This window comes from Petrotoga olearia DSM 13574 (genome assembly GCF_002895525.1).
Classification (GTDB): Bacteria; Thermotogota; Thermotogae; order Petrotogales; family Petrotogaceae; genus Petrotoga; species Petrotoga olearia.
In genome coordinates this window covers 1-13421 of sequence record NZ_AZRL01000018.1, presented here as the reverse complement: position 1 = coordinate 13421, position 13421 = coordinate 1, and the positions used below count along the sequence as shown (strand labels likewise).

11 protein-coding genes and 1 rRNA gene are annotated in these 13421 nt (G+C 33.9%); 1 reads left to right on the top strand and 11 read right to left on the bottom strand.

Annotated features, from left to right (window positions below):
* Positions 1 to 6 precede the first annotated feature (6 nt).
* A 5S ribosomal RNA gene (gene rrf / locus X929_RS06815) occupies positions 7 to 119 on the top strand.
* A 108-nt stretch (positions 120 to 227) separates the two neighbouring features.
* Here rrf and nusA read toward each other — a convergent pair.
* From nusA to istA, 11 genes are all read right to left on the bottom strand, one after another.
* On the bottom strand, positions 228 to 1253 hold the full coding sequence (gene nusA / locus X929_RS06810) for a transcription termination factor NusA (RefSeq protein ID WP_103067280.1): 1026 nt from the start codon (positions 1251 to 1253) through the stop codon (positions 228 to 230).
* Positions 1254 to 1282: 29 nt separating this feature from the next.
* On the bottom strand, positions 1283 to 1756 hold the full coding sequence (locus X929_RS06805) for a ribosome maturation factor RimP (RefSeq protein ID WP_103067279.1): 474 nt from the start codon (positions 1754 to 1756) through the stop codon (positions 1283 to 1285).
* A 301-nt stretch (positions 1757 to 2057) separates the two neighbouring features.
* Entirely contained in the window at positions 2058 to 3578 is a 1521-nt protein-coding gene (locus tag X929_RS06800) for a DUF4127 family protein (RefSeq protein ID WP_103067278.1), read from the bottom strand.
* Positions 3579 to 3876: 298 nt separating this feature from the next.
* Entirely contained in the window at positions 3877 to 4725 is an 849-nt protein-coding gene (locus X929_RS06795; RefSeq protein WP_012208363.1) for a carbohydrate ABC transporter permease, read from the bottom strand.
* Positions 4694 to 5605, bottom strand: coding sequence for a carbohydrate ABC transporter permease (locus tag X929_RS06790; RefSeq protein ID WP_103067277.1), 912 nt, complete (start codon positions 5603 to 5605; stop codon positions 4694 to 4696). The genes X929_RS06795 and X929_RS06790 overlap by 32 nt, the downstream gene beginning before the upstream one ends.
* A gap of 74 nt (positions 5606 to 5679) precedes the next feature.
* Complete coding sequence (locus X929_RS06785) at positions 5680 to 6930, bottom strand: ABC transporter substrate-binding protein (protein WP_103067276.1); 1251 nt, start codon at positions 6928 to 6930, stop codon at positions 5680 to 5682.
* 37 nt (positions 6931 to 6967) lie between these two features.
* On the bottom strand, positions 6968 to 8263 hold the full coding sequence (locus X929_RS06780; protein WP_103067275.1) for an FAD-dependent oxidoreductase: 1296 nt from the start codon (positions 8261 to 8263) through the stop codon (positions 6968 to 6970).
* Between the two features lie 10 nt (positions 8264 to 8273).
* Complete coding sequence (locus tag X929_RS06775) at positions 8274 to 9125, bottom strand: MurR/RpiR family transcriptional regulator (RefSeq protein ID WP_103067274.1); 852 nt, start codon at positions 9123 to 9125, stop codon at positions 8274 to 8276.
* 2 nt (positions 9126 to 9127) lie between these two features.
* Entirely contained in the window at positions 9128 to 10636 is a 1509-nt protein-coding gene (locus tag X929_RS06770) for a putative N-acetylmannosamine-6-phosphate 2-epimerase (protein ID WP_012208358.1), read from the bottom strand.
* A gap of 402 nt (positions 10637 to 11038) precedes the next feature.
* Positions 11039 to 11785, bottom strand: coding sequence for an IS21-like element helper ATPase IstB (gene istB, locus X929_RS06765; protein ID WP_103067273.1), 747 nt, complete (start codon positions 11783 to 11785; stop codon positions 11039 to 11041).
* On the bottom strand, positions 11775 to 13289 hold the full coding sequence (istA, locus tag X929_RS06760; RefSeq protein ID WP_244903574.1) for an IS21 family transposase: 1515 nt from the start codon (positions 13287 to 13289) through the stop codon (positions 11775 to 11777). Before istA ends, istB begins: the two co-directional genes overlap by 11 nt.
* Positions 13290 to 13421 lie beyond the last annotated feature (132 nt).

Genomic DNA, 13421 nt, shown 5'->3' with positions numbered 1-13421 from the left:
GTAATAGGGGGTGAAGATAACGATACGGGAAACACCCAGAACCATACCGAACCTGACGGTTAAGCCGTATCGTGCCGATGGTAGTACGCTAAGACGTGTGAGAGTAGGTATCGCCCCCTTCCTTTTTTTAGAAGCAATATGATATGATTTATTTGTATTTTCTCACCCCTAAAAAAATACCGCATCAGTTAGTTGGATGCGGTATTTTTTCTTTTTCTTCTTCTCACTTATTTTAATGAGTGTATATCGATTTTCCATCCGGTAATTTTTGCTGCTAGTCTAGCGGTTTGACCACCCTTTCCTACAGCTAAGGAAAGTTGATTCTCAGGAACATACACAAAAGCGGTTCTTTCGTCTTCGTTAAGAATTATATTTTTTACTTCAGCAGGGGCAAGAGCGTGTTTTATAAAAATTTTAGGATCTTCTGAATATTCTATAATATCCACTTTTTCATTTTTTAATTCTTTTATTAGTTCACTGATTCTAGAGCCTTTTTCACCGATGCAAGCACCTACAGGATCAACTCCTGGCATGGTGGTAACAACAGCAACTTTACTCCGTATTCCCGGTTCCCTGACTATTTTTACAATTTTGATAATACCTTCTTCTATCTCGGGTACAATAGATGATAATAATTCTGTAATGAGCTCAGGTGCTGTCCTTGAAACCATAATTTTAGGCCCTTTTGATGTGTTCTGAATGTTTTTTATGTATACTTTTACAAGTTCTCCATTTTTAAAGGTTTCTCCAGGAATTGTCTCTTTCTTGGGGAGTTTAGTCTCTAACTTTCCAATTCTAATGTCAATATATTCATCACTGACTTTAATTATTTCAGCGGTTGAAATCCTGTTTTTTAAAGCTACGTATTTATCAAACAAATTTTTCTTTTCTAGTTCCTTCAAATTTTGAAGTATGACTTGTTTGGCTGTTTGAGCGGCAACTCTTCTAAAATCCTTTTTAAGATTGATCTTTTTTCTTACCATCTCGCCTATTTCTATTTTTGGATTAATTTTTTTAGCTTCTTCCAAAGAAATTTCTTCTTTTGGGTTTTCAACTTTTTCAACAACTTTCCATAACTGATAGACATTCAATTTTGTTAGGTTTTTATCGATTTCGATTTCAACATTTTTTGCCCCATAATTTTTTTTGTATGCACTTTTAATAGATTTAGCTATAATATCAACCAACGAGTCTCTACTTATACCTTTATCTCTTTCCAAGGCGTCTAAGGCTTCTAAAAGATTTAAGTTCAATGTTCTACACCTCCCATATCTTTCAAATTCTACAATTCAATTTCTAAATTGGCTTTATCTATTTCGTTTAAATCGATGTTGAGTAATTTTCCAGAATCTTTTTCAGTAATTTTAATCTGATCTTCCAATATATCGTCAATATAACCAATTACTACAGAATGTTTCTTCTCTTTACCTTTTAAAATGAATTTGGCTAACTTTCCTTTGAATCTTTCGTAATCTGCTTTGCCTCTTAATTTTCTATCGAGTCCTGGGGAACTAACTACTAACTCATAACTCTTGTCAAAAGGATCAATTTCGTCTAACCAAGGATCAAAAGCTTTGGAAAACCTTTCACAATCTCCTATGGACACATATCCACCAGCTTTATCGATCACAATCTCTAGAATTTTATTTTTGTTACTTCCTTTAATCAAGATATCAAAAATCTCAAGGTCCAACTTAGAAGCAACGTTATCGGCTTTTTCCCATATTAACTGTTTAACCTCTTTGCTGGTTAACATGGTATGCACCCCTTTCAATTCAAAAATTATTTTTTATAAAAAAGCTCGAGGGCGAAAAGCCCTCGGCACTCATTTTGTTAATTAATTTTCTCTTAATTACCATTAATATTATAACATAAAAAAAATAAAAATCAAGACCATTTAAAAAATACCATTGAAAATTTAGCTTGACCCAGCCTTCCTTTTTCAAGACTTGCAGACAGAATAAACACTGCAGCAAAGTATCAAAACAAGGGTAAAAGTAGAAATATGGGAAGAGACTTCATTGGTAGATTGTTCAACGGTGACAGAAGATTTTGAATTACGGAAATAAATTTATTCCAACTTCAAAGCTTCGATGCCATGGGAAAAATATTTCCATTTTCCATCTTTTTTTCATACTTTTTTCTACTATTTCCTTAAAAGGCAATAGTTTAGTTCTCGTATACTCTTCTGCCCATTTTTCAGCGGGTATAAGTGTCCATATATTGCATCCTTTTTGGACAGAATCTTTTCTTAGTTGTTGCCTTACCACTGCTTGGTAACCCCAATGTTCTATGAAAAAAATTGCCTGTAGTTTAAGTAATTCTTCTGTGTCTAATTTTAAATAATTTTTTTGAGCAAAATACTGAATTATGGAATGAAGGATAACGGTTCCAAGAGTATTACTTACAGTGTTCCAACCAGAGTAATTTATCTTTAACCAGTCTAAATTATTTTCCAAAAGTTTTTCTACTAATCGTTTATCTGAACCATTTCCATATCTTATATCAGCTATTCCAATAATTTTATCTTCTTTTTTAATTCTTTCAATAATTGTTTCGTATTCTTCCTCAGAATCAATTAATGCGGTGTCTTGAAAAGTAATGTCGTATCTACTATAATCATAAGAATTATTCAATAAAAGTAAAATATCACCTTTTTGTTCTATTTTCCCTCCAGCTGCTCCAATATGAGTTTCAACGCTACTTTTTAAGGGATATCCTTCATAAGGGGGAATCAAAGTGATTGATTCTGGATTTGTATAAAAAAGTTCAAAAGAAGGTGAATATGTAAACGTTGAACATAATAACCTGCTTAAAAGGGTTAAAGAAGTTTCATCTGCACCAGGATGAATAGAGATTTTTTCATTTAAACCTAATTGGTTAACTAACTTTTGATGCTGTTTTGATTCATAAACTGATAAGCTACCAGGTGAATTATCATCCAAGGTTATATTCAAAAAATCTATTGTTCCATTATCGACAAGCTTAACCGTTTCTTGGATAATGTTGTAGTTTCTTTCTCTCCTCCAAAAAAAGTCTTTTATCATCCACTCGGGGATTTCTTGATATTTGTTTTTATGCCCTTCCATAAATTTTGGTAAATCATCTTTGTAAGATAAATTTTCTACCTTATCCTTTGATTCTAGATATTTAGCGAAATCCTTTGACAGATTACTTAAAGTTTCTCCATAATACTCCCAGTAATCAGGTTCTTCATCCGACGAGTTGTATATGGGGATTCTTGTTATTGTAGAAGAAAGATAGATAACCGTTCTTTTTTTCTTTAAAGTATTAAGAATTTTTAGTCTTTCATTAATTGTAGGCTTTTGGAGTAAATTTATTCTTGATGGGATTAATCCTCCATGAATCAAGGTTTCTAATGAAAGGATTAAATTATCTCCTTCTCGAGTGTTTTCTAAAAGCCAATTTTTTAAAGCGTCAGTATCTGCTGGGATTTTTTTAGATCCTAGCAATTCTTTAGGAGGAGTCAAAATATTCAAGCCTGAGGCTTTTGCAAACATTAAAAAATATTCCCGAGTGCAAAATCTTTCATCAATAGGTAAAAATATTATTCTCATTTTAATGACCTCTCTTTATTTTGATATTGCCTAATTTTTCTCAATTCATTTATACTATTTAAAAAAGAAAAGTATCTTTCTTCTGTGACATAGGTCGTATTCTTTCAATTTCATTTTTCATTTCGTTTATGTCGTTTTCACCTTTGACGCCCCGTAGAAATTTTCAGAAGCTTCTGATACTAGTACCCCAACTTCTGCTCCAAAAAAATCACTGAACAAAATACAAAAAATAGAAACATTATTCCTTTTTTCATTTTTCATTCATCTCCTTTGGGAAACAATGATTTGAACTAAAAGTTCACTGTTTTAGTGCCCCTTGATAGCCTTCTATAAAATATCTTTGAGTAAAAAAGAAAAAGACAAGAATCGGGATGGAAGCAATAATTAAACTGGCGGTTATGTATCTATAATTTTGTTCAAACATATTGTTTAAGTAAGAAAGGCCTACCTGTAAAGGGAATTTATTTTGACTTTGAAGAACTATCAATGGCCACAAAAAAGCATTCCAAAAACCTGCAAATGAAATAATAGAAAGTGCTGTAGCCGCAGGTCTCACCATCGGAAACATTATTTTCCTCCAAAGTTGAAATTCATTACAACCATCTATTCTAGCAGCATCTTCAAGATCCCTTGGAATAGCGAGATAATTTTGTCTCATTATAAAAATTCCAAAAATACTAACAGCACTCGGCAAAACAACTGCTAAATAAGTATTGAAAAGTTTAAGATTTAAAATAGTTATGAAATTAACAATTAGACCTCCTTGAATGGGGATCATCATAGGTAACAAAATCAAGAAAAATATAAGATTTCGTCCTTTGAATTCCAATCTTGCAAGGGGATAGGCTGCTAAAGATGCAAATAGAACATTAAAAATTATTCCCAAGGCTGTAATTATTAAAGAATTTAAGAAGTATCGCGGAAATGGAACATTTTCAATAACGTATTTGTAAGCATCAAGAGTAGCAGGGTTAGGTATCCACTTGGGCGGCCAAGTTAGAACATCTGTTGCAGTCTTCAAAGAGGTAGAAAGAGCCCATAAAAATGGGAATATAAAAAATAAAGCCAAAATAATTAAAAGAACATAATTTAAAGTGATTTTTATTATTTTTTTCTTATTTATTTGTTTTTTTTCTTTTTTTCTCATTTTCACCACCGACACCTCCTAAACCAAAAAATTTGAACTGTATTAATGTTAGAGTAATTAAGAATGCAGAAAATATTACTCCCACGGCCGCTGATCGTCCAAATTGGTATCTATTGAACGCCAAATTGTAAGTTTCAAACATTAACGTCGTTGTCTGATTTGCTCCTCCTGTGAGTAGAAAAATTTCTTCAAAAACCTTTAAAGCGGACATAGTTGACAAAACAAAGCACAATAACATTGTAGGTCTTAATAAAGGAATGGTAATTCTGGTGAATTTTTTAAAATTGCTCGCTCCATCTAAAGCCGCTGCTTCGTAAAGCTCCGAAGGTATATTTTGTAATCCAGCTAGATAGATAATCATATAATAACCAAGGCCCCTCCAAAAGGTAACAAACATACATGAAAACAATGCTACATTTTTATCTAAAAGCCATAAAACCGGTTCTTCGATAATGTTCAAAGACATAAGAAAATAATTGAGTATCCCATCTACGTCAAATATCCATCTCCAAGCTATGCTGACTATAACACTACCTGTTATTACAGGAACATAAAATAATGTTCTAAAAAATTTTATTCCAGGTATTTTTTGATTGACTAGAACAGCTAAGCCCATTGAGGCGAATTGTATAAAAGGGACAACTATAAGATACTTTAAAGTATTAGCCAATGAAATATAGAAATACTTGTAATTAAAAAGCCATCTATAATTTTTTAGCCCCACCCATTTAGTTTCACCTGTTAACATATTGTAATCAGCGAAAGATAAAGTTATCCCTCTCACAATCGGATAATAGCTGAAGATACCCAATAAAACCAAAGGAGCTACTAAAAAACAAAAGGCAATCAAATATATTTGTTTTTTTCTACTAAGTTTCAAAGGTCACACCTCCTAAATCAAGGGGCGATAGGTCGATACCCTATCGCCTTTTAACCAATGCAATAAATAGAAAACTAAAATTCACTGGATAGTAGATCATCTAACTCTTCTTCAGCTAAGGATAATGCTTCTTCGGCTGTGTAATCACCTTTAATAGCAGGTATCCAATAATCATCTAAGATCCTTCTGAATTCAGAATATTTTGCTGGCCCTATTATTTTCCCGATTGCATCTTGATCAAAACCATATATCATTGATTCACTAGCTACTAATTGTGCTTTAACATTCAAATCTCTTTCTGCCCTTTCTAAAAACCAAGGATCTTCTTCGAGCGATATTTTCGTTGAGGGAACAACTGTTGCAATCTTAGCAAACTCCACTTGCCAATATGGAGAAGTTAGCCATAATCCAAATTTTACCGCTTCAGCTTTATTTTTCGCATTGTATGGCACTGCCACATTCATTGCTCCCGCAGGAATTTTTTTGCCTTTTCCTAAAGGAAAGGAAGTAACATCACTAACTTCGAATATGCTTGGACTATTTATTTGGACATGTTTAACCATAGTTATTCCAACAGGAAACATGGCAATTCTTCCACCTGCATACTTTTGGGTACCTGCTTGATAACCTCCTAAATCTTGAGGCATAAGTGCCTCTTTGAAGGCAAGCTGATGTTGTTTCAATTTAGACATTGCCTCAGGGGTGTTCACTATAGCCTTTTTTCCATCTGCAGAAATTAACGGGACGCCCTCTTCCTGAAGATCGATATGCGCAACGATGTTGGGTTGATATCCGTATAGGCCAGTTTTTTCTTTAATTATTCTAGAATATTCTATGATTTCATCCCATGTCTTTGGTGGAACATTAGGGTCTAAACCCGCTTCTTCAAAAATCTGTTTGTTGTAAAGCATAATTTGGGGACTTAGATACCAAGGAATAGCATATGATTTTCCATCTATTACAGTAGCTTCCCAATAGTTCGGTAAGTATACGTATTTTTCTACTTCATTTACGAATTCATCAATAGGGCTTAGTGCATCTTGGGCTGCAAAGTCTATAGCCCAAGGAGTATTCATATTCACCAGATCAGGGGGATTGCCCGAGGCTATTGAAGCGATGAGTTTCTGTTGAAAAGCATCGTAAGGAACGTCGACCCAGTTGATTTTTATGTCAGGATTTGCAGCTTCGAAAGTATCTATGACTGAGTTAATGTAATCTGAAAATGTAGACAAAGAAAGCGTCCAAAATTCAACATTTACACTTTTTGCTGATAGCACCAACGAACCGATAATCAAACATACCAACACTACAAAAAACTTTTTCATGCCAATCTACCTCCTTCTTTTTTGCCACATTTCGTGGCTATAACTTTGATGTCTTTTGAATCTGGTTTTCTATTTCGTCAGGATGGATCTTGAAAAGTTCGATATTCTTGCTCAGTGCTAAATAAATTCCTGAACCAATCGCTTGTCCCATACCTGCACATGTTGGTTGAATTCTTGCAGCGGATTGGCCTTCGAAATCTGAAGAAAAACACCTTCCAACTATTGCTAAATTTGTATAACTTTCTGATATCAACGATCGTAAAGGTATTTCATAGTAGTCATCATATTTCGGAATAAAACCTTTTTCTTTTTCATCTATTTTCTTTTCATTTGAGTGAATATCAATTCCATAACAACCTTTCACTACCCCATCAGGGAATTTTTTGTAAGTTCTTACATCTTCTCCTGTAAAAACATACATTCCTTTAACTCTTCTACTTTCTCTTATCCCAATTTCCGGGGCTATTTTTTCAAGGTATGCATTTTCAAACCCCTTTACATATCTCTTTGCAAAATTCAATATTTTTTCTACCATTATAGTTCCTTCTAATATACTTCTTGAAAGTTCTGAGTTATCAATTGAATCTTTAGAAATATTCATAGTATTAACTGTCACTCTTCCTTTACCAGGTAACTGAACAAAGAAGAAATGATCTATAGATAGCGAAGGGTCTTCTTTCTTCGCCTCTTCTAGTTCTTCAAAGTAGCCTGCAACAGAAATAACGTCCATATTCGGAACAACCCATGCGAAGAAGTTTTTTGGGTTATTTTTTACATCTCTTCTGACACTCTCAAAATCAACACCTGCAATAGTAAACATTATTGTTAAAGCTTGATTTTTTCCCGTTTCATCGCCTACAAAACATTCATTTCCAGAAAGATACCCAACTATTCCGTCACCGCTGGCATCAACAAAAAAGTCGGATTCAATTTCTATTGTTTCACCATTTGAGGATTGGGCTTTCAAGGAAATAATTTTGTTTTCTTCTTTTATTACTTCTGTTACCATTGTTTTAAATAATAATTCAACTTCACTTTCTTTCAGCATTTTCATCATTTCAATCTTCATTAACTCGCTGTCAAAAGTGTTGAAGAATACTCCACCTTTTCTTTTTAACCTTTCAATTAGTTCTTGAAATATTCCTTTTATCAGTATTTGATTATCTAGCCAATATTTCATAAAAGGATTAATCAATCCAAGTGTAGTAAGCCCGCCAATTGTAGAATTCTTTTCAATTAATAATGTTTTTAGGCCACTTCTTGAAGCTGCTATCGCTGCATGGAACCCTGCGATCCCTCCGCCGACAATTGTTACTTGTTTACGATATTTCACTACAACCACCTCAGTATAATTTATTAACGACTGCTCTTGCAGTGTCTTTTCCTGTAGTTAAAGCCTTTTCATATTCTATTGAATACAACAAGCCAGACAAGATCTCCACCGCAAAAATTTGAACCAGGATAGATCTCCCTGCGCTAGTTTTTACAGGGTTTTCACCAGAGAATATTTCTAATACCACGTCAGAATATTTTGTAATAGGAGAATTCGCATGTTCAGTCAAACTAATTGTTGTTGCCCCATGCTTTTTAGCAACATTTAACGAGTCTACTGTGTCCTTAGTGGACCCACTTTGACTTATTCCAATTGCTAAATCTCCAAAGTTCAAAGTAGCTGCGGAGATAGCTTGCATGTGAGGGTCTTCCTGGGCGTAAGACGGAAACCCTAACCTTGTTAACTTATATTGTAATATTTTGGCAACTGCTGACGAGGATCCTACCCCGTAAATCTCTATCCTTTTAGCAGATCTAATGAAATTTGCAGCTTGTAAAAACTTATTTATGTCTAGTATTGAAGTTGTGCTCTCTATCGATTTAAGAGAACCCAATTTTACCTTTCTAAGTATTTCTTGAGGAGAGTCATTTTTGAAGATGGTTATATCTTTTTCTTCTTCAAATATATCTTCATTATTATCCAAGGCTAACGTAAGTTTGAAATCTTGAAAAGTTTCAAAACCTGCTTTTTTAACGAATCGAGCAATTGTAGCCTCGCTTGTTCCGCATTTTGTAGCTAATTCAGTTATGGTAATCCTTGTTATGTCCTCTTTTTTACTATTTAATATATACTCCGCTACTTTCTTTTCAGATTTAGTGAAAGTAGGCATCCTAGAATTAAGAAAAGCTTGAATTTTACTCATTTTTAGATTTCTCCTTTTTGAAATGAAAGTATTGCCGATCCCCTTGCGCCTGCAAATTCACCTAATTGACTAAATTCAATAAATTCGCCACTTTCATTTCTTATTTTTTCATAAGAGGACCGAATTTCCTTTAATACTTTCTCACCGTACTTTGGAATGACTCCACCAAGGTAACATTTTTCAAAGTCCACGGTAGTTTTAACTGTATCAATTAACCAAGCCATAACTTTTGCATAATCTTTTATATTATTTAGGGATATTTCATTATTCTTTTCATATACTTTTTCTCTTAAGTATCTTCCAGAAAGCAAAGTTTCAACGCAACCAACTTTTCCACAAGTACATCGTTTGTTATTTCCTGGATATACTATGTGACCTATTTCTCCACCACCTCCCATAATTCCTCTTATTATCTTCCCGTTAATAATTATTCCTCCACCAAGACCTGTCCCTACGGTTATCATCAATAAATTGTTGACTTTTGTGATGTAATGCTGGAAATATGCGGCACAATTAGCGTCATTATCAACCTTTGGCCGTATATGAAATTCTTGTTCTACAATATCTGCAATTTGTACTCCTTCCCAATCAGGAATCAAACCAGTTGAAAAATTGACAATTCCTGACTTAAAATTAATTTTTCCACCGGTAGCAATTCCCATAAAGTGGGTCTCATTCGTTATTAAACCTTTAATTAGAGAAAGCATATTTGAAATAACTTCTTTGCCTGTTGCTGCTGTAGGTATCTTTTTACTTTTTATAATTTCTCCAAATCTATCAGTTAAAACTCCACGAGTCCAAGTTCCTCCTATATCTATGCCTACAGCAGAAATTTCATCATTTCTAAAGTCCTTAAGGTGATCTTTAAAATTTTTAGCAATTACATGAGGCCTAGTAATGGCCGATCCAACAGTAACAGCATATGCTCCGTATAAGATTGCTTGCCTTGCATATTGAGGAGTAGAGATGTTCCCTTCAGCGATAACAGGTATATTCGTTATTTTTACAGTTTTTTCTATTAAATCTAAATCTGGTAAATCTCTTCCGGAGGTATAATCAGTATAACCAGCGAGTGTAGTTGCTATATAGTCGGGCTTTAAAGGTAAAACATATTTCACATCTTCTATGTCAGCTATATCCGCTATTATTCCAATGTGGGGGTAATATTTTCTTAAATAGTCAAAAAGTTCTGGTAAAGGTTCAGGTCTTTCTCTTCTTGTACAATCAATAGCAATAAAATCTGAGTCCGCATCAACTAAATTATCTATATCTTTTTTAGTGGTTGTGATAAATGCCCCTTTTAAACTCCTGTTTTTAGTTATTCCTATTACTGGAAGGTTAACAATTTTTTTTATCTCTCGAATATTTTCAGGAGAAAGAGCCCTGATAGCGTCTGCTCCTCCAGCCTGAGCCGCCATAGCCATCTTTACAATAGTTTCTTTCCCATATAGGGGTTCCCCTTCTTCTGCTTGACAGGATACAATGAATGCATTCTTCTTCAACATTTTCATAGATCTTCCTCCAAATATTGAAAATAATTTTCATATAAAAAACTAAATAACGAAATTTATCTACATTTTCATTATAATTCTTATTTTCTGAAAAGTCAAATCAGAAAAATAGAGAATTTCTTTCATAATCGCTTTTAATTGCTAATAATTTGATCTGATTGGTTAATTTGGATAATTTTCAATTTTTTTCTTTCTGATATAATTCGAAAAAATTCGATGGCCCATTTATTTACAATTAAGTGAAAAATGAGAATTTTTTACTTAATTGGGTTTATTTGGATGTAATTACTGCTATGGCTAACCGAATACTGTACCACCCTGCTAACCTAATTATGTACCATGTAGAAAGAAGAAGTTCTTTTCTTTCTCTTTTCATATGAAAAGAGAAAAATCGAATATTTATCAGTTTCCCTTAATTTCTCGTCTTTGGTTCCTGTAACGATAGCTTTCTCCGTTGAATAGTATTATCTTACTGTTGTGGATTAACCTGTCGATAATCGCTGCTGTCATCCTTTCATCGTGAAATATTTTAGCCCATTCTGCAAATTCAAGGTTACTGTTTACCAAGATAGATCCTTTTTCATACCTTTCAGAGAATATTTGGAACATGAGTTGTGTAACTTGGTCGGATAACTGCACGTATCCTAGTTCATCAATTATCAGTAAATCTACTTTGCTCAACTTTTTTTGGAACTTTGTTAGTTGTCGTTCTTCTTGCATTTCAACTAAGAGGTTCCCAAGATTGGCTGCTGTGAAAAAACTTACTGTTTTCCCTTTCTTACATGCTTGTATCCCTATCGCTATACTTATGTGTGTTTTTCCCGCACCTGGTGATCCTAAGAACAAAAGATTTGTCTTTTCTTCGATGAACTTACATTCACTGAGTTCCAGTATTTCCTTCTTTGATAGGTAGGGTGCTTGACTGAAATCAAATTGGTCTATCGTTTTTAGATTAGGAAACTTCGCTTGGCGTAACAACCTTTGAAATCTGTTGTTTCCCCTTGATATGACTTCACATTGAATCAAAGTTTCAAAAAATTTTTCGTTGTCCCATTCGTTTCTTTTTGCCTCTTGTAGTGTATCCTCATACCGTTCTAATATACCAGCTAGTCGACAATATTTGAGCTGTTCTCTTAGTTCATCTTTCATTTTCACACCCCACTTTTCGAAGTAGTTCATTGTAAGTACTTAGAGGCATGTAAGTGGTGGTGTGTTTGTCTACGTCAAGGGATTTTAGCTTTTCTTCCGATAGAAGTTCTGTTTTGGGTTTGTGTTGTGTTTGATACCTTAGTACGCTTAACACGTCTTGGTAACTGTAACGGTTCTTTTCATCCAATTCATTTAGTACCTTTGCTACAACTTCAACGGTGTATTGTTGGGTTAATTTTAGTATGTCTATGAATTCCCTTGTTCCTTTTGAATCAGAGTTAAGATGAGCTTGCAGCATCTTATGGTACTTTTCATATATCTGAGGTAATCCCCAATCTTGGATGACTTTAGCTTGTTCGTATGCCCTTGCCTTTTTTCTTAGTAAAGGTAGAAAATGGTATGGGTTTAAACTCTCTTTGCTTTTACCAAACATCCTTTCGTGTTCTGCTATAACTTCTCCTTTGTAGATTACCCTTACCTTGAATGGGTAGATGTGAACTTCAACCTTTTTACCAATGTAATTTGTTGGTACAGAGTATCTGTTCTTTTCCAAATGAATCAGTTGGTATGTGTCTACCTTTGCTTCCTTTATCCTTGCAAATACGTATCTTTCTTTGAGAGGAAGAAAATCTTCATCAAGGATTCTCTTTTCCCAGCTTTCTCCTTCATACCTTCCTTTTTTGAGCCTTTGATGACATTTTTCCTTTAATTCCAAATTGAGTATATCAAAACTTTTGAACTCAATTCTCGGTAAGAAGTAGTTGTTTTCAACGTATTTAACAAGGTTTTCTACCATCCCTTTTTCATTGCCTTTAGCTGGACCACAGAACTCAGATTCAAAACAGTAGAAGGATTGGAATTTGACAAACTCTTCTTGTAGTATCCTTTCTTTCCCTTTTAGTACTTCCTTCACCGCAGGTTTTAAATTGTCAAAGATTATCTTTTTTGGAATTCCACCAAAAAAATCAAACGCCGATGTTAATCCATCAAAGAAAAACTCTGTAGACTCTCCTGGATAAGCTTTAACAAACTCCACCTTGCTGTAGCATAACTTCGCACAGAATACGTGTATCTTTCTTGGCATCTTATCTTGCATCACGTAAACTTCACCAAAGTCTACCTGCATACTACCTCTTAGTGGCACTAATTTCAAAAAACCTTCTTTTTGATTGATACCAAGTTTCTCTTCTATCTTCCTTGCTTGATAGGTGAAGGAGGAATAACTTCCTTTGTATCCTTCTTCACAGATGAGTTCGTATATACGTCTTTTGGTTAACTTTTGGTTCTTGGGTTGGTTTGAATTGTATTCTAACAAATGTTTGATACGTTTTTCAAAATCACCATTTACTGGTTTGTCCCTCTCAACGTTCATATGATACTTCTGTTCTGGATTCTTGATAGCTCTTTTGACCGTCACTCTGTGTATCCCCATTTCTTTTGCTATCGCTCTTTGACTTTTGTGTTTGTTAAAATACAAAAATCTTATATAATTGTATTGTACCATCTCTATCACCTTTCTTTCCTCCTGTACAATCTTTTTTGACCAAATTTATTATACAGGATTTGTGTGATAGGGTGGTACACTTTTCGTTTAGCAGACTCTTATTTTTGGTACACTTTTCATTTAGTAAGTGCA

Bases quoted from the DNA above. Each gene is read 5' to 3' on its own strand.
- X929_RS06805 (WP_103067279.1), bottom strand. From the start codon at position 1,756: ATGTTAACCAGCAAAGAGGTTAAACAGTTAATATGGGAAAAAGCCGAT.
- X929_RS06800 (WP_103067278.1), bottom strand. From the start codon at position 3,578: ATGAGAATAATATTTTTACCTATTGATGAAAGATTTTGCACTCGGGAA.
- X929_RS06795 (WP_012208363.1), bottom strand. From the start codon at position 4,725: ATGAGAAAAAAAGAAAAAAAACAAATAAATAAGAAAAAAATAATAAAA.
- X929_RS06785 (WP_103067276.1), bottom strand. From the start codon at position 6,930: ATGAAAAAGTTTTTTGTAGTGTTGGTATGTTTGATTATCGGTTCGTTG.
- X929_RS06775 (WP_103067274.1), bottom strand. From the start codon at position 9,125: ATGAGTAAAATTCAAGCTTTTCTTAATTCTAGGATGCCTACTTTCACT.
- X929_RS06770 (WP_012208358.1), bottom strand. From the start codon at position 10,636: ATGAAAATGTTGAAGAAGAATGCATTCATTGTATCCTGTCAAGCAGAA.
- istB (WP_103067273.1), bottom strand. From the start codon at position 11,785: ATGAAAGATGAACTAAGAGAACAGCTCAAATATTGTCGACTAGCTGGT.
- istA (WP_244903574.1), bottom strand. From the start codon at position 13,289: ATGGTACAATACAATTATATAAGATTTTTGTATTTTAACAAACACAAA.